Raw genomic sequence first — 16,180 nt, 5'->3', positions numbered from 1 at the left:
GAGTTCCGGCTTTTTTATTCAATAAATTACTTCAACATTGGTTTTAAGAAGCGGCCAGTATGGGAAATTTCAACCTCAGCCACTTGTTCAGGTGTACCTTCGGCAATGATCATCCCACCGCCTGAGCCACCTTCAGGACCTAAGTCCACAACCCAGTCCGCTGTTTTAATCACATCAAGGTTATGTTCAATCACCACAATGGTATTACCTTTGTTGCGTAGCTCATGCAAAATATCGAGTAACTTAGCAATATCATGGAAATGTAGACCTGTTGTTGGTTCATCCAAGATATAAAGAGTTTTACCCGTATCACGTTTAGCTAACTCACGCGCTAGTTTTACACGTTGTGCTTCACCACCAGAGAGTGTAGTCGCAGCTTGACCTAAACGAATATAGCCTAAGCCCACCTGAGTTAAGGTTTCTAAGCGGCGGTGAATGACTGGAATTGCACTAAAGAATTCAGCAGCATCTTCAACCGTCATTTCTAAAACATCAGAAATGTTTTTGCCTTTATAGCCGACTTCAAGCGTTTCACGGTTATAACGTTTACCATGACACGCATCGCAAGGTACATACATATCTGGTAAGAAGTGCATTGCGACCTTAATCATGCCGTCGCCTTCACAGGCTTCACAGCGTCCGCCTTTCACGTTAAACGAGAAACGGCCTGCACTATAACCACGGGCTTTTGCCTCTGGCGTTTGAGCAAATAACTCACGGATTGGCGTAAATAACCCTGTGTAAGTTGCAGGGTTAGAGCGTGGCGTGCGCCCAATTGGGCTTTGGTCAATATCAACGACTTTATCAAGGTGTTGTAGACCATCAATTGAGTCAAACTTTTCAGCTGTTAATGTGGTTGCGCCATTGAGTTGTGTTGCAGCCAATGGAAGTAACGTACGGTTAATGAGTGTCGATTTACCTGAACCTGAAACGCCAGTCACACAAGTCATAATGCCGAGCGGAATTTTCAAATCGACATTTTTAAGGTTATGACCACTTGCCCCAGAAAGTTTGATGAATTCATCTGGGCGCGGTGATTGAGTCCGTTGTTTTGGTATTTCAATTTTGAGTTTACCTGAAAGGTATTGACCTGTGAGTGAGTCAGCATGGTTAGCCAATTCATCGTAAGTTCCTTCGGCAATAATCACGCCACCATGTATCCCGGCTCCCGGACCGATATCAATAATATGGTCGGCTGCACGAATAGCATCTTCATCGTGTTCAACGACTAATACCGTATTACCTAAATCACGTAAGCGAATCAGCGTTTGTAATAGACGATCGTTATCACGTTGATGCAAACCAATAGACGGTTCATCAAGGACATACATCACACCCATTAAACCTGCACCAATTTGTGAGGCTAAACGGATACGCTGTGCTTCACCACCCGATAACGTTTCGGCAGAACGAGCTAAACTTAAATAGTTAAGTCCAACACTCACCAAGAAATGTAAACGCTCTCGAATCTCTTTAAAGATTTTATCGGCGATTTCACCTTTAGCACCTTCAAGATTTAAATCTTGATAATAACTTTCAGCATCACCAATCGACATGCGAGTAATGTCGGCAATCGTTTTATCTTTAACGCGAACATGGCGTGAAATTTCATTTAGACGTGAGCCATCACATGCATCACACGCTGCATTAGAAAGGTATTGAGCTAAATCATCTCGTACATAGTTACTTTCAGTTTCACGGTAACGACGTTCAAGGTGAGGCAAAATCCCTTCAAACGGTTGTACGCGAGTATGTTTACGGCCACGCTCATCGATATAGCTTAAATCAACTTTTTCTTTGCCAGTGCCTTGTAAGAATTTCTTTTGAGTGTCTTTATCTAGCTGGTTCCAAGGCGTATCAAGTTGAAAACCAAAATGATCGGCAACTTTTTGCAGCATCGAATAGTAATATGGACGTTGACGATCCCATCCACGAATAGCCCCTTCACTAATTGCAAGATCAGGATTTGGAATGAGCTTTTCAGAACTAAAATGACTGCGTGTACCTAAGCCATCACAAACAGGGCAGGCACCGAACGGGTTGTTAAATGAAAACAAACGTGGCTCAAGCTCTGCGACTGCACGATCACATTCAGGGCATGAATGCTTCGCAGAAAAAACGCGATCAGGATGTTCGCCATTCATCCATGACAAAACAGCAATATCGCCACCTAAACGCAGTGCAGTTTCAAATGATTCTGCAATACGGTTACCTAAATCTTCACGTACTTTAAAGCGGTCAACGACAACTTCAATAGTATGCTTTTTCTTTTTGTCGAGTTCGGGTGGCGTATCAATATCAATGATTTCACCATCAACACGGGCACGAACAAAACCTTGGCCTTGTAGTTGCTCGAAGAGGTTACTGTATTCACCTTTACGCTCACGAACGACCGGGGCAAGCAACATGAGTGCTGTGCCTTCTTCAAGTGTTTTTACCGCATCGACCATTTCAGAAATAGTTTGCGCAACCATCGGCAAGTCGTGTTCAGGGCAGTAAGGTGTACCGACACGTGCATAAAGCAAACGCAAATAGTCATAAATTTCGGTAATCGTACCTACCGTTGAACGTGGGTTATGGCTCGTAGATTTTTGCTCAATAGCAATCGCTGGAGATAAACCTTCAATCGAATCGACTTCAGGCTTTTCCATTTGCGATAAAAACTGGCGAGCATAGGCCGAAAGCGATTCGACGTAACGGCGTTGTCCTTCGGCGTACAGGGTATCGAAGGCAAGAGAAGATTTTCCTGAACCTGATAACCCCGTAATTACCACAAACTTATCGCGTGGAATATCGAGAGACACATTTTTTAAATTATGGGTACGTGCGCCTCGAATACGGATATGACTTTGGCTCATAAAACATCTCAATTATGTATTAATGAAAATTTAGGTGTTGTTTTGATTAGCACAGGGAGATGTGGCTATTTATAAACAACAGACCCTATATATGATAACGATTTAAAATTGTTCAAGTGGTACAAAATGATTTAAAGCGACAAATTGTGACGGTTAAACGACAATCGACAAAATTTGTTTAAATAAGCAGGTTGTATTTTTAACATTCCTTTCTTTTGATTTCTACTTCTTGGCAAATTTTATTGAGCAACATAATTTTACTAGACGACTGGTCTAATAGTGGAGTATGGTGTTTGCATGAAACGATTAAATAAAAGCGAAACCACGCGACAACATATTTTGGATACGAGCTTTGAACTGGTATTACACAAAGGATTTGTCGGTGTTGGTTTGCAAGAAATTTTAAAGACTTGTGACGTACCCAAAGGTTCGTTCTATCACTACTTTGCTTCGAAAGAGGCATTTGGTTGTGCCTTGCTAGAGCAATACATGGCCAACTATAAAGTTCGTATGGAACAGCTTTGGCAGCACAGTGAGCAAAGTGCCCATGCCCGTTTAATGGCGTTGTGGCAGGCGTGGATTGATGATCCCGTATATGGCAGCTGGGCTGAAAACTGCCTGATTGTGAAATTGGCGGCAGAGGTTTCGGATTTGTCGGAAGATATGCGCCAAATTCTCAATGACGGTGTGTACAAATTAACGCAGCGTCTAGCTTTGCTCCTCAAAGAAGGGCAACAGGAAGGGTCAATTCCAAAACATATTGATCCTTTGAAAACTGCGCAAGTCATGTATCAGTTATGGTTGGGTGCCGCTTTGCTCACAAAATTGTCGCAAGACAAAGCACATCTACATCTAGCTTTAGAAACGACCCAACAACTCTTAAAACCGATAGAGGAATAAAGAATGCGAAGTATTATCCATGGTAATTTTGGCGAACCTGTAGACGTTTTAGAGCAGGCGGATATGCCAAAGCCAGAACCAAAAGCAGGCGAAGTGCGTATTAAAACCATCATGTCTCCAATTCATAATCATGATGTATGGACAGTACGTGGAAGCTATGGCTACAAGCCAACTTTACCTGCGATTGGTGGTAGTGAAGCCGTTGGTATTGTAGATGCGCTGGGTGAAGGCGTTACTCATGTACAGGTAGGGCAACGTATCGCAGTTGCATCTGTGCATGGCAGTTGGGCTGAATACTTTATTGCACCGGCTCAAGGGCTTATTCCACTCAATAATGAAATTGATGATGAGACAGCAGCACAGCTGATTGGTATGCCAATTAGTGCCCTGATGCTTTTAGATTTTGTTAACGTTCAACCGGGTCAATGGCTCATTCAAAACACAGCGAATGGTGCAGTAGGTAAAACAGTTGCGATGATTGCACAGGCACGTGGTTTACCTGTAATTAATTTAGTTCGTCGTACTGACGCAATTGCCGAGATGCAAGCATTAGGTATTCAACATGTTGTTGCAACTGATCAGCCAAACTGGAAAGAGCAAGTTAAACAGATTCATGGCGACCAACCTCTCATTGCGGGTGTGGACTCGATTGGTGGCAACGCAAGTGGGGAAATGCTGAATTTACTCAGTGAAAATAGTCTATTGGTTTCGTTTGGCAGTATGACTGGTGAAACCATGCAAATTTCATCGGGCGATTTGATTTTCAAACAAGCGACAGTAAAAGGTTTCTGGGCGAGTGTAGTCAATAAAGAAATGCCGGCAGCTCGTAAAAAGGAACTGATTGTTGAGTTATTAACTTTAGCAACTCAGAAAAAATTAATCCTACCTGTAGAAGGTGTGTTTAGTTTTGATGAGATTAAAACAGCTGCCCAAAGAGCAACACAAGGTGCTCGCCAAGGCAAAGTATTGCTAAAGCCGTAACACACTAAAAGATCAGTCGAGAGACTGATCTTTTTTCATATCTTTAAAATAAAAAGGAAAACTATATGATCGGACAAATATTCATTGCGCTTATCGCGATCTTACATGTCTACATTTTAGTGCTAGAGATGTTTTTGTGGGACAAGCCTTATGGCATGAAAGCATTTGGAAATAATGCCGAAAAAGCAAAACTCACCAAAGTCATGGCACAAAACCAAGGTCTTTATAATGGCTTTTTAGCGGCGGGGTTATTCTGGTCTTTATTGGCTGATGCACCGTTTGCGACATCAATCGCTAATTTCTTTTTAGGCTGTGTACTCATTGCAGGTATCTATGGTGGTCTGACTGCCAGTAAAAAGATTATTTATATTCAGGCAGTTCCAGCATTGATTGCTTTAGTCGCTGTTAATTTTCTTTAAAAAGCGCAAAATACAGCGTTTTGAAATGGAAATGATCAGGTAGGATCAGTGTATGTGGGCGTTATTTTTAAAATGTATGCTGGGGGCTGGGGTTGTCCTCATTATTTCGATTTTATCGAAAAGTAAGGCATTTTATATTGCTGGTTTAGTCCCGCTTTTTCCTACCTTTGCTTTGATTGCTCATGTGATTGTTTTTCAGCAAAAAGGGGCGGAGGCATTACAAAAAACCGCTCTGTTTGGCCTATGGTCACTTATTCCTTATGCCATTTATTTAGTTGCTGTTTATGTGCTGGCAACACGGATGTCGATGTGGTCTTGTCTAGGATTGGCAACTCTATGTTGGGTGGTTGCTGCGGCAGGCTTAATTTATGGCTGGCAGCTATTTCAGCATTAAAAGATTAAGAGAAATCTCTTAATCTTTTAAATTGAACTATTTTTATGAATGCTCAACAACACGGGTTTTGAGCATGCCTTCAACTAAATTAATCATCTTTTGGCGAGAAAGAATTCGGGGCAATTGAGACGTCAAATAGTTGCTACATCCCACCACAACTGTTGCTTTATTCTTATCTAATGCTTTAACGGTTGCCGACACAACGTCCTCAACTGTAGAGCTTTTCATACCACTCGTATCGGCATTTGCGACCTGAGTAAAATTGGTTTCGGTATTGCCCGGACAAACTGCCAGAAATTTAACTCCTGAAGAACTATATTCTCCTGCAAGTGCTTCAGTAAACTGCAATACGTACGATTTACTTGCACCATAGACAGCAATATAGGGTAACGGCTGGAACGCACCTGTCGATGAAATATTAATCATGATGCCTTTTTTGTTCGTAAGCATGTGGGGCAAAAATAAATAACACAAAGAGGTTACACTGCTGATATTAAGCGTGATCATTTCTTGATAGGTAGATACAGATTGATCTAAAAATTTAGTCCATTTTCCAAATCCTGCGTTATTAATTAAGATTTCTACCGATAAGTTTCTAGCTTGTATTTCATCAAATAAGTCTTGAGCTGAATTAGGTTGAGCTAAATCTAAAACGATCACCTCAACATTCACGTTATATTTTTTTCTGAGTTCATTGGCTAAATCATTTAGTTTTTGTTCAGATCGTGCTGTTAAAATTAAATGAATTCCTAAAGATGCAAGTTCTTGAGCATAGGCTTTGCCTATTCCTGAAGATGCGCCTGTAATTAATGCTGTTGAATTTTTAAATATTGAAAGATGAGCACTCATTTTATTGGTCCGTAATAAAAGAAGTCATTACGATAAACCTTGTCCCTAAGGGCAGAGTCAAGCACTCATTTTGAAAGCTATTTGCAGATTTTAACCAGCTGTTTTAGGCAGAAATTTTATCGGTAATATAAGTCTGAATAATCTCATCTTCCAGTTCTTTTAAATCTTCTTGTAAACGGTTTAACGCTTTTTTTTGCTCAATAATTTGTTGATTCTTTTTTTGAATAAGCTGCTGTGCAATTTCTACAGGAAAGCGATTATTTTTATATTTTAAAGCTGACAGGTCATAAAGCTCGGCAAGGCTAAATCCAACAGCTTGTGCAAGGCGGATCATCTTAACTGATTTAACATCAATCTCTTCATAAATACGATAATTGCCTTTTCTTTTTGCGACTGGTAGCAAGCCTAATTTCTCATAATGCCGAATGGCTTTAGGAGTGGCTCCCGTTAAAGATGCTAATTCGCCGATATACATATCTGTCTCGCATTTTATTAAAAACGGTCAGCGTATTGAACGATCTGACCGGTTCTTCTGAAGTTTTAAATATGGTCTAAACCTAGCCATTGTCTTTGGTGGTAGGCGCTATCCCAAAATAACCATTCAAGTTTTGCACCCATGGTGTACGCGGCATGCATTTTCTCTAAAGTGTCTGCATCACAACGTGCAGCAACTTTATCTACAGTCGCAATCACATTACGAACGGCTATATGAAACTCTTCGCCTGCATAGGTATCAATCCATGCTTGGTAAGGGTTATTAGGAATTGATTTATCTACAATATCTTTACCGACTTCGGCATAAATCCAGAAACAAGGTAATAGTGCTGCGAGTACGACAGGGTAGCTTTCAGACCAAGCAGTTGCTGTTAAGAATGAAGTGTAATGATGGCCTGCCAAGGTCAAAGGCGTATTTTTAAATTCTTCTTTGGTTACCCCAAAGTTTTTCATAAAGTCATCATGCAAACTACGTTCAACCACAATTGCAATTTTAGCGGCATCTGAAAATTGCATAATATCATCGGCCTCAAACGCCTTTGCTGCCGCAACAGCAAGTACGCGACCATACGCCACTAAATATTGGGCGTCTTGAATGACATAATGACAAAAAGCTTCTTTATCTAAAGTACCGTTAGCAAGTTCCTGATTAAAAGGCAGGTCGAGAATTTTCTGATATAAATTTAAATTACGTTGCCAGAGTTCTTGAGAAAAAAGCATAAAATCATTCCATTTAAAATAAGACAGCTGAACCTGATTTTAAATCAATTTTAAAATACAAAAAAAATAATGATAGATATATCGCAAGAAAATATTTAATACGATTAACAAGTTAATTAAAAATTATAAATTTCTTTATTAAACAGAGAGATAAAGTAACGGGAATAACGGCACAAAACAACATCGTTTTGTGGTTAATTATCGATATAATAGCCGCGGTTTTAAGAAAGATTAAATTTAGTTCTTGGTATAGGTCTGATCCATGAAGCATTTCCGATTTTCGATATTTTTTACGGTGGTGTGTTTAGCACTATCCGCGTATTGGGGTTTTACCCATGGACCTGAAGCTGGCGTGTCTACCATGCTTAAAGCTTTAACAATTACAGCGATTTTAGCGGTAATGGAGGTCTCTTTATCTTTTGACAATGCTGTCGTAAATGCATCGGTTCTACGTAATTGGGATCCGTTCTGGAAAATGATCTTTTTAACGGTAGGTATTTTAATCGCCGTTTTTGGTATGCGTTTGATTTTCCCTGTCGTGATTGTTGCAGTAACCGCTGATATGGGTGTTATTGAAGTGGCAAAATTGGCACTCAATGATCCGAAAACTTATTCTGAGCGCTTAATGGCACACCACGCTGAAATTTCAGCTTTTGGTGGAACATTCTTATTATTGGTTTTCTTAAACTTCTTCTTTGATGATGAAAAAGAAACGCATTGGTTTAGATGGCTTGAATCTAAACTTTCAAGTTTAGCTAGCGTACCTGCAATGTCTGTTTTTATTGCTTTGATCGCTTTAATTGTGATGGCTGGTTATGTAGATGACCATCAACGTTTAGCAGTGACCATGGCCGGTATTTGGGGCATTGTGGTTTACATTGGCGTTGAAGTATTAAGTCATTTGTTAGGTGGTGAGCCTGAAATTGATGAAAATGGTAATGCTGTATTACAAGATGGCTCAGGTGCTGCGTCTGGTGTGGTTAAAGCTGGTTTAGGTGGTTTCTTATATCTTGAAGTATTAGATGCATCATTCAGTTTTGATGGTGTAATCGGTGCTTTTGCAATTACTAGCGACGTTGTTGTGATTATGCTAGGTCTTGCAATCGGTGCTATTTTTGTCCGTTCAATGACAGTTTACCTTGTTGAAAAAGGTACGCTAGATGCTTACGTGTTCTTAGAGCATGGTGCGCATTACGCAATTGGTGCTTTAGCATTCATTATGATTGCAAGTGGTACAGGCGTACATGTACCTGAAGTTGTGACAGGTTTAATTGGTGTAGCGTTTATTGTGTGGGCCGTTATTGCTTCAATTCAATATACCAAGCGCGAGCAACAGTCGCCTTAAGCTAATTTTCAGTAAAGTTCGATAGAATAAAGAGGCTGAATGCCTCTTTATTTTTTTAAGCTGAAATCGTTAATTTAAATAAGGTGTCCCGTATTTTTAGAAACGAATCGGCTTATAATTTGCCTAGTTTGATAAACGTGTATTGATATGATGAATGCTTTGGAACGTCGCTCAACTTTTGCCTTAAGTAGTATTTTTGCGCTACGCATGTTGGGTTTGTTCATGATTATTCCTGTCTTTTCTGTAGTCGGGCAGTCATATCAATATGCAACTCCAGCACTCATTGGTTTGGCTGTGGGTGTCTATGGTTTAAGTCAGGCTATTTTACAAATTCCATTTAGCTTGCTGGCTGACCGTTTTAGCCGGAAACCTCTTGTGGTGCTTGGCTTATTGCTGTTTGCAATTGGTGGTGCAATTGCGGGTTTATCTGACACGATTTATGGTGTGATTATTGGCCGCGCCATAGCAGGTGCGGGTGCAGTTTCTGCAGTCGTGATGGCGCTTTTAGCTGATGTGACGCGCGAAGAGCAGCGTACTAAAGCCATGGCAGCCATGGGCATGAGTATTGGTCTGTCTTTTGTGGTGGCGTTTAGTCTTGGGCCTTGGCTCACAAGTCTTGTCGGCATTTCTGGTTTGTTCTTTGTCACAACCATTATGGGCTTAATCGCGATTTTGATGTTATTACTTGTACCTAAAGTAACTCGTCATCATCGTAATTATCAGCAAGGCTACATAGCGCAGCTTAAGCAAGTCATTCAAATGGGTGATTTAAACCGTTTACACGTTTCGGTTTTTGCATTGCATTTATTGCTTACCGCCATGTTTATTTATGTGCCTTCACAGCTTATTGAGTTTGCCCATATTCCTTTGGCCAGTCATGGTTTGGTATATCTACCGTTATTAGTTATTAGTCTGTTTTTTGCATTTCCAAGCATTATCGTGGCTGAAAAATATCGCAAAATGCGAGGCATTTTCTTAACTGCTATTACAGGTATTATTGCAGGTTTGTTGCTGCTTATATTTGGTTATCAATCAAAATATGTATTACTCGCAGGCCTAGGTATTTTCTTCATTGCATTTAATGTGATGGAAGCTTTATTACCATCTTGGTTATCAAAATGTGCGCCAATTCAATCAAAAGCAACCGCTATGGGTGTAAATGCCAGTAGCCAGTTTTTAGGTGCTTTTTTTGGTGGCACACTAGGTGGTCAATTATTGATGTTACATAATACTGCGATTGGATGGAGTGTCTTAACAGGGATTGCTATAATATGGTTGCTAATTAGTTTTGGTTTAGCTCAGCCGCGGTATTTGTCATCGATTGTGTTGCCATTACCGCAAGTGCAACAGGTGAATGAGTGGACCACACAGCTATTGGCAATTCGTGGTATAGAAGAAGTTGTGGTGATGCCTGACCAGCAAGTTGCTTATATTAAAGTCGATAAACAGACTCTTGATGAGGCTGCGCGACGTGATTTAACGCAGTTGTTCGGTAAAGAGGTAGCCATTTAAGCATAACTCTTATAAAGTAAAACATAGAAATGAATAGGATGAAGACAGCTAATGCGTGGTGTAAATAAGGTTATTTTGGTTGGTACTTTGGGTCGTGATCCTGAAACAAAAACTTTTCCAAATGGGGGCTCGCTGACTCAATTTTCAATCGCAACAAGTGAAGCTTGGACCGATAAAACTTCAGGTGAGCGTAAAGAACAAACTGAATGGCACCGTATTGTTTTGCATAACCGTTTAGGTGAAATTGCTCAGCAGTTCCTACGTAAAGGTTCTAAGGTTTATATTGAAGGTTCATTACGCACGCGTCAGTGGACTGATCAAAATGGCCAAGAGCGCTATACAACAGAAATTCGTGGCGAACAGATGCAAATGTTAGATGGTCGTCAACAAGGTGAACAAGGTTTCGCTGGCGGTAATGATTTTAACCAACCACGTTTTAACGCACCTCAACAAGGTGGTAATGGTTATCAAAATAATAACAACCAAGGTGGCGGCTACGGCCAAAACAATGGCGGTGGTTATGGTGGCCAAGGTGGTTTCGGTAATAGTGGCAACAGCCCACAAGGTGGTGGTTTCGCTCCTAAAGCACCACAACAACCAGCGTCTGCACCAGCTGATTTAGACGACGATTTACCGTTCTAATCAAAAGTTTCAAAAAAGGCGAGTTTATCTCGCCTTTTTTATTACTCAATTCCGAGTAAACGTATCAGGGCCGTGCCAGCCGCTGCTAAGCAAATTACCAATAAAAGCGGTACTTTTTTCCAAACCAAGAGAAGTGCTAGCCCAACACCGAATATACGCGCGAAACCTGCGAAATCTTGACCTTCAAAAAATGTCGTCGTGACTGCAATCGCACAGAGTAAAACAGTCGCACCGTTTGAGAGTAAAACTTGGTATTTTTCAGAAAAAGTAAACTTGGCGCCTAAGTGAAAACCAGCAAAACGAATCCCATATGTTCCAAGTGCTAACAAGCCTATTCCCAAAATAATGAGTAATTGTTGATTCATTTTTTTCTACCAAATATTAAGCCAAAAAGTGAAATCAGAATTGGAAGCCCTGAGGCCAAAAAAGGTGTGGTAATCAGTGCCAAAGTTGATCCGGCAAATGCAGCTTTTCGAGTCGATTTATTCTTTAAAGCATTAAAAGTAAGTGCAATTAAAATGGCAGGGAAAATGGTATCTAGACCAAATGTTTTAGGGTCTGGAATAGCACTTCCAATAAAATAACCCGCAGTGACACCGAGTGGCCAAGTTAGCATGATGCCTATACCACATAGCCAGTAAGCGGCTTTTTTTGTCTCGAAATCTGGCTGTGCCATGCCAAACAAAACGCTTTCATCGTTCATGATATGAGCACCGAAATATTGAGAGAATTTACCTCTGATTAATTCATTGATCGCAATCCCAAAAGGCAAATGTCTTAAATTGACGAGTAGTCCTGCAATCGCAGCAGCAATTGGGCTACCACCTACAGCCAAGAAGCCAATAAAAATAAATTCAGCGGTTCCTGCGAGTACAAATACAGATAAGCAAAGCGGGATCCAGAGCGCTAAGCCATAGCTTGCGGCGAGTGAACCTAAAGACATACCGACAACACTGGTTGCTAGACAGACAAAGAAAATCGAGCGGGTGGTGTCTTTACTAAGTTTCTTAATGAGAGTGTATGTGGACATAGCATGATATAACGAACGATTTTCCATTATAATGAATAAGTCTGATTTTTTTGTCAAAACGAACGATCGTTTTTTTTATAGAACGGATGTGGTGAATGTCTCAGCCAATTGAAATTATTGCCAAAGGTTTAAATCGTGAACGTCAAAGAGCAGGGCTTTCTTTGGCAGAGGTTGCCCGTCGTGCAGGCGTTGCAAAGTCTACACTTTCACAATTAGAAGCAGGGCAAGGGAACCCAAGCATTGAAACGCTATGGGCACTTTGTGTGGCGTTAAATATTCCATTTGCACGTTTGATGGAAGAACCGAGCAATCAAGTACAAGTCATTCGCTGTGGCGATGGTCCAACAGTGAGTTCGGAGATTGCTAATTACAAAGCAATTTTGCTAGCGACTTGTCCACCGCATGCGCGCCGAGATGTGTATTTATTGATTGTTGAGCCGGGCGAAGACCGTCTTTCAGAACCTCATCCTGTTGGTTCTGTGGAGCACATTATTGTGGTCGAAGGTAAAGCTTTAGTGGGCTTAATCGATGAAGCTGTTGAGCTCGGTGTTGGAGACTATATTTGTTACCCTGCCGACCAGAAACATATCTTTAGAGCCTTGGAAACAGGTACAAAAGCGTTATTAATCTCTGAACAAAACTAAAGAATTTCAACCTTATTAAAGTAAAACTTAATTATTTTCAGAATAAAAACTTAAAACCATTTACCAGCATTTCAGACAAAAAGAGCCAATTTTGCGTATAAATTTTGCAATTGGCTCTCTCTTTTATTCGAAAAATGGCTCTCGTTTCTTCACTGCCGAAACGACAAATTAAAGCCATTGGAAGTATGCATACGGAAGCGCCGGATAAGCTCAGTGATTTTTCTGTTTTAGGAATTGGGCAGAACGGCTAAATTTTTAGGGGATATTTTTTGGCTTCGGATGTTTTCCGAGACTAGCCGATATCCTCCATATATTAAGGAAAATGATATGGCAGCTCATCAAAATGGTTCTGAAGCCAATCACTCCCAAAGTTTAAAACATGGACTCAAATCACGCCACTTAACGATGATCTCGATTGCAGGGGTAATTGGTGGCTCTTTATTCGTAGGCTCGGGCAGTATTATTTACAATACGGGACCTGTAGTTTTTCTAACTTACGCTTTAGGTGGTTTACTCGTTTGGTTCATCATGCGTATGTTAGGCGAGATGGCCGTTTTAAACCCTGATAGTGGCTCTTTTTCAACATATGCTGACCGTGCGATTGGCCGTTGGGCAGGTTTCTCAATTGGCTGGTTGTACTGGTGTACGCTCGCAATGCTCATGGGCTGGGAAGCCTATGTGGCAGGTAAAATTTTAAATAATTGGTTCCCATTTATACCGATCTGGGCCTATATGGTTGTCGTGATTGGTGCATTGGTCGCAGTCAATTTACAAAACGTGAAAAACTATGGCGAATTTGAGTTCTGGTTTGCGCTCATCAAAGTCATCGCGATTGTTATCTTCTTGGTGATTGGTAGTTTAGCCATTATGCATTTGTGGCCTTGGGGCAATCCAGCTGCTTCTGGTATTAGTAATCTAACCTCTCAAGGCTTTATGCCAAATGGAGGGTCATCCGTTATTACTGCATTGCTTGGGGTTATGTTTGCTTATATTGGCGCTGAAATTGTCACTGTAGCGGCAGCAGAATCGGCAAATCCATCTAAAGAAATTCGTAAAGCATCGAACTCGGTGGTTTGGCGAATTATTTTATTCTACGTCGGTTCAATGTTCGTTGCGGTATGTTTAATTCCTCACAACAATGAACTTTTGAAAGATTCAACTTGGGGAACCTATAGCGTAACGTTGTCTGCATTGGGCATTCCTGGCGCGCGTCATATCGTAAACTTTGTGGTTCTCACGTCGGTATGTAGTTGCTTTAACTCAGCACTTTATACGTGTTCACGTATGCTGTTCTCTTTAGCTAAACGTGGTGACGCACCGAAAAGTTTTGGCTCTGTAAACAGTAAAAGCAGTCCGTGGGTGGGTGTGATTGTGTCATGCTTCTTCTCTGTGATTGCGGTAGTTTTAACTGCAACTAAGAGTATGGATGTTTACGACTTTTTCATGCTAACGACGGGTGCAGCAACACTCTATGTGTACCTTACCATTGCTTACTCTCAACTTCGCATGCGCAAAAAACTAGAAGCTGAAGGGGTGAAAATTGACTTTAAAATGTGGATGTTCCCTTATTTAACCTATGTGGTGATCTTTGCAATTATTGGTGCAATTCTGACTATGTTAATTGAAGGTACATATTTTAAAGAAGTGATTTACACCACCGCATTGTTCGGCATTATTGTGTTCTTCGGATTGTTGTCTGAAAAATTGGGTTGGGGTAAAGAGCGTAGAGCGACCCATTTAACCCACACGCATGAAGAAAAGTTAGTTTAAATTTTTAAATAAAGAAGAGCCTCACAATGAGGCTCTTTTTTATTTGGCTTAGTACGAGAAAACAGTTAATTCAGCGTAGGTACGCCTGCTTCACGTAAGCACTGGAGCAAGACGCCAAAAGCCATCACCATGTCTTTTTCATTTACACAGGCAAAGCCCATCAGTAGTCCGCGCTCAGCGTGTGCATGCGATTGCATGTAGTATTGTGAAAGTGGGCGAACTTTGACACCACGTTCAAGTGCGGTTGCTGCAATCGCGACATCATCGCAAGAGTTTGGCAGTTTTAAAACTAAGTGTAACCCTGCTGCTTCGTCATATTCATGAATAAATTCGGGGCCAAGATAGCGTTTAATCAGACTGACTAAATAATCGCGTCTCTTTCCATAAAGTAAACGCATACGACGAATATGCGCTTCGTAATGACCTTCACGAATAAATTCTGCTAGGGCCTTTTGCTCAAGCAAATGTCCACCACGATACAGTTCAGCTGCCACAATACGTAGGGGTGAAAAGAGGGGTTTAGGCACCACCAAATACCCAATTCTTAAAGATGGATAAATAGTTTTACTAAACGTGCCCATGTACAGCACGGGTGCATCATTTTCTAAGCCTTGTAAAGACGGATACGGTTGGCCTGAGAAACGGAACTCACTGTCGTAATCATCTTCTACAATCCAGCTATTGTGCTGGCGGGCAATCTCAATCAGTTTGCGTCGACGATCTAGGCTTAAATGTGAACCCAGTGGATATTGGTGTGATGGCGTGACAAAAATGAGTTTAGGTGGTTTAACCGGATTTTCTTCGGGGATAATGCCTTCGGCATCGACTGGCATGGGTTGAATATCTACGCCATTAATACGCAAAGTGTTACGCATTCCCCAATAGCCTGGATCTTCAATCCAGACGCGATCACCAATATCACTCAGTGCACGCGAAACTAAGTCAATCGCTTGGTGAATACCTTCGGTAATAATAATTTGGTCAGCATCACACTGAACTGAGCGTGCAACGCGCAAGTAATCTGCCAACGCACTTCGAAGTTCAATACAACCACCAGCATTGCTGTAAATTAAGCGGTTGATGTCAGGTTCTCGGCTCAGGCGAGCCTGAATACGACTAAAAATATGATGTGGAAACTCTGTTACGTCGGGTGCTCCCGGTACGAAAGCACCCCATTGGTGTGGCGAGGCCGCGGCATAGCCTAATAAGTTTGAACCACGATTTGAGAGCGCATAAGAGTTTTGAACTTTCGGACTTGAAACTGCTTTTTTCTTATTTTGTGTATTTAAAAAACTCTCTGGTAGTTTCTCGGCAACCCATGTGCCGTGTCCCGTACGAGCCTCTAAATAGCCTTCAGCTTGTAGCTGTTCATAGGCGGTAAGAACAGTATTTCTCGAAACATGAATTTCACTAGCTAAGTCACGTGAAGCGGGCAAGCGTGTTTTAGGCTGAATGACGCCATCAATAATGGCACCACGCAGACAACGGAAAAGGCGTTGATGTAGTTTACCTTCGGTGTCCTGTTGGAGCCGTTGTAATAAATGATCTCCAAGTAAACTACGCAATTGGCTCTCTCCTACAGTTAAAAAATGGCTCTCGTCAGTTGCCGCCAGACGAGCGA

At 41.2% G+C, this 16,180-nt stretch carries 16 protein-coding genes; 9 read left to right on the top strand and 7 right to left on the bottom strand.

Features of this window, described 5'->3' with window-relative positions; translation table 11 throughout:
* Positions 1–26 precede the first annotated feature (26 nt).
* Positions 27–2,858 carry an excinuclease ABC subunit UvrA gene (uvrA, locus tag AC1PJP_RS03095; protein ID WP_005300695.1) on the bottom strand — a complete coding sequence of 944 codons (2,832 nt, stop codon included), beginning with the start codon at positions 2,856–2,858 and terminating at the stop codon, positions 27–29.
* 297 nt (positions 2,859–3,155) lie between these two features.
* On the opposite strand from uvrA, the gene AC1PJP_RS03090 reads away from it, so the two are divergent.
* The 4 genes from AC1PJP_RS03090 to AC1PJP_RS03075 all read left to right on the top strand — a co-directional run bounded on the left by AC1PJP_RS03090 (position 3,156) and on the right by AC1PJP_RS03075 (position 5,552).
* Positions 3,156–3,758: a TetR/AcrR family transcriptional regulator gene (locus AC1PJP_RS03090; protein ID WP_005300697.1), complete on the top strand. Its 603-nt coding sequence runs from the start codon at positions 3,156–3,158 to the stop codon at positions 3,756–3,758.
* Positions 3,759–3,761: 3 nt separating this feature from the next.
* Entirely contained in the window at positions 3,762–4,739 is a 978-nt protein-coding gene (locus AC1PJP_RS03085) for a zinc-binding dehydrogenase (RefSeq protein WP_479766515.1), read from the top strand.
* A 65-nt stretch (positions 4,740–4,804) separates the two neighbouring features.
* Complete coding sequence (locus AC1PJP_RS03080) at positions 4,805–5,158, top strand: DUF1304 domain-containing protein (protein WP_002053763.1); 354 nt, start codon at positions 4,805–4,807, stop codon at positions 5,156–5,158.
* Positions 5,159–5,210: 52 nt separating this feature from the next.
* On the top strand, positions 5,211–5,552 hold the full coding sequence (locus tag AC1PJP_RS03075; RefSeq protein WP_013196619.1) for a GlpM family protein: 342 nt from the start codon (positions 5,211–5,213) through the stop codon (positions 5,550–5,552).
* A 42-nt stretch (positions 5,553–5,594) separates the two neighbouring features.
* On the opposite strand, the gene AC1PJP_RS03070 is transcribed toward AC1PJP_RS03075, so the two are convergent.
* The 3 genes from AC1PJP_RS03070 to tenA all read right to left on the bottom strand — a co-directional run bounded on the left by AC1PJP_RS03070 (position 5,595) and on the right by tenA (position 7,616).
* Positions 5,595–6,401 carry an SDR family NAD(P)-dependent oxidoreductase gene (locus AC1PJP_RS03070; RefSeq protein ID WP_151768133.1) on the bottom strand — a complete coding sequence of 269 codons (807 nt, stop codon included), beginning with the start codon at positions 6,399–6,401 and terminating at the stop codon, positions 5,595–5,597.
* A gap of 103 nt (positions 6,402–6,504) precedes the next feature.
* The gene (locus tag AC1PJP_RS03065) at positions 6,505–6,876 is read right to left on the bottom strand and encodes a MerR family transcriptional regulator (RefSeq protein WP_479759366.1); all 372 of its coding nucleotides are present in this window, start codon (positions 6,874–6,876) and stop codon (positions 6,505–6,507) included.
* A gap of 65 nt (positions 6,877–6,941) precedes the next feature.
* Positions 6,942–7,616, bottom strand: a complete 675-nt coding sequence (tenA, locus tag AC1PJP_RS03060; RefSeq protein ID WP_004789986.1) for a thiaminase II — start codon at positions 7,614–7,616, stop codon at positions 6,942–6,944.
* A 262-nt stretch (positions 7,617–7,878) separates the two neighbouring features.
* Here tenA and AC1PJP_RS03055 point away from each other — a divergent pair, with 262 nt between their 5' ends.
* From AC1PJP_RS03055 to ssb, 3 genes are all read left to right on the top strand, one after another.
* The gene (locus AC1PJP_RS03055) at positions 7,879–8,961 is read left to right on the top strand and encodes a DUF475 domain-containing protein (RefSeq protein ID WP_312325372.1); all 1,083 of its coding nucleotides are present in this window, start codon (positions 7,879–7,881) and stop codon (positions 8,959–8,961) included.
* Between the two features lie 147 nt (positions 8,962–9,108).
* On the top strand, positions 9,109–10,473 hold the full coding sequence (locus AC1PJP_RS03050; RefSeq protein WP_005300707.1) for an MFS transporter: 1,365 nt from the start codon (positions 9,109–9,111) through the stop codon (positions 10,471–10,473).
* A gap of 51 nt (positions 10,474–10,524) precedes the next feature.
* Positions 10,525–11,115, top strand: coding sequence for a single-stranded DNA-binding protein (ssb, locus tag AC1PJP_RS03045; protein ID WP_479766514.1), 591 nt, complete (start codon positions 10,525–10,527; stop codon positions 11,113–11,115).
* Positions 11,116–11,156: 41 nt separating this feature from the next.
* On the opposite strand, the gene AC1PJP_RS03040 is transcribed toward ssb, so the two are convergent.
* Entirely contained in the window at positions 11,157–11,480 is a 324-nt protein-coding gene (locus AC1PJP_RS03040; protein ID WP_004789977.1) for an AzlD domain-containing protein, read from the bottom strand.
* Positions 11,477–12,172, bottom strand: a complete 696-nt coding sequence (locus tag AC1PJP_RS03035) for an AzlC family ABC transporter permease (protein WP_479766513.1) — start codon at positions 12,170–12,172, stop codon at positions 11,477–11,479. Before AC1PJP_RS03035 ends, AC1PJP_RS03040 begins: the two co-directional genes overlap by 4 nt.
* Before the next feature lie 68 nt (positions 12,173–12,240).
* Between AC1PJP_RS03035 and AC1PJP_RS03030 the strand changes: the two genes are divergently transcribed.
* Complete coding sequence (locus AC1PJP_RS03030; protein WP_004789974.1) at positions 12,241–12,789, top strand: helix-turn-helix domain-containing protein; 549 nt, start codon at positions 12,241–12,243, stop codon at positions 12,787–12,789.
* Between the two features lie 327 nt (positions 12,790–13,116).
* Positions 13,117–14,559, top strand: a complete 1,443-nt coding sequence (locus AC1PJP_RS03025) for an amino acid permease (protein ID WP_151768127.1) — start codon at positions 13,117–13,119, stop codon at positions 14,557–14,559.
* A gap of 65 nt (positions 14,560–14,624) precedes the next feature.
* On the opposite strand, the gene pdxR is transcribed toward AC1PJP_RS03025, so the two are convergent.
* Complete coding sequence (gene pdxR, locus AC1PJP_RS03020; protein ID WP_004789971.1) at positions 14,625–16,124, bottom strand: MocR-like pyridoxine biosynthesis transcription factor PdxR; 1,500 nt, start codon at positions 16,122–16,124, stop codon at positions 14,625–14,627.
* Positions 16,125–16,180: the final 56 nt, after the last annotated feature.

Source organism: Acinetobacter sp. V116_7 (genome assembly GCF_056735735.1).
This window is presented reverse-complemented; position numbering and strand designations above follow the sequence as displayed.

Excerpts from the sequence above, each read along its gene's own strand:
- AC1PJP_RS03025 (WP_151768127.1), top strand. The coding sequence starts at position 13,117 with ATGGCAGCTCATCAAAATGGTTCTGAAGCCAATCACTCCCAAAGTTTA.
- tenA (WP_004789986.1), bottom strand. The coding sequence starts at position 7,616 with ATGCTTTTTTCTCAAGAACTCTGGCAACGTAATTTAAATTTATATCAG.
- AC1PJP_RS03030 (WP_004789974.1), top strand. The coding sequence starts at position 12,241 with ATGTCTCAGCCAATTGAAATTATTGCCAAAGGTTTAAATCGTGAACGT.
- AC1PJP_RS03090 (WP_005300697.1), top strand. The coding sequence starts at position 3,156 with ATGAAACGATTAAATAAAAGCGAAACCACGCGACAACATATTTTGGAT.
- AC1PJP_RS03080 (WP_002053763.1), top strand. The coding sequence starts at position 4,805 with ATGATCGGACAAATATTCATTGCGCTTATCGCGATCTTACATGTCTAC.
- ssb (WP_479766514.1), top strand. The coding sequence starts at position 10,525 with ATGCGTGGTGTAAATAAGGTTATTTTGGTTGGTACTTTGGGTCGTGAT.
- AC1PJP_RS03040 (WP_004789977.1), bottom strand. The coding sequence starts at position 11,480 with ATGAATCAACAATTACTCATTATTTTGGGAATAGGCTTGTTAGCACTT.
- AC1PJP_RS03070 (WP_151768133.1), bottom strand. The coding sequence starts at position 6,401 with ATGAGTGCTCATCTTTCAATATTTAAAAATTCAACAGCATTAATTACA.
- uvrA (WP_005300695.1), bottom strand. The coding sequence starts at position 2,858 with ATGAGCCAAAGTCATATCCGTATTCGAGGCGCACGTACCCATAATTTA.
- AC1PJP_RS03055 (WP_312325372.1), top strand. The coding sequence starts at position 7,879 with ATGAAGCATTTCCGATTTTCGATATTTTTTACGGTGGTGTGTTTAGCA.
- AC1PJP_RS03085 (WP_479766515.1), top strand. The coding sequence starts at position 3,762 with ATGCGAAGTATTATCCATGGTAATTTTGGCGAACCTGTAGACGTTTTA.
- AC1PJP_RS03065 (WP_479759366.1), bottom strand. The coding sequence starts at position 6,876 with ATGTATATCGGCGAATTAGCATCTTTAACGGGAGCCACTCCTAAAGCC.
- AC1PJP_RS03035 (WP_479766513.1), bottom strand. The coding sequence starts at position 12,172 with ATGGAAAATCGTTCGTTATATCATGCTATGTCCACATACACTCTCATT.
- AC1PJP_RS03075 (WP_013196619.1), top strand. The coding sequence starts at position 5,211 with ATGTGGGCGTTATTTTTAAAATGTATGCTGGGGGCTGGGGTTGTCCTC.
- AC1PJP_RS03050 (WP_005300707.1), top strand. The coding sequence starts at position 9,109 with ATGATGAATGCTTTGGAACGTCGCTCAACTTTTGCCTTAAGTAGTATT.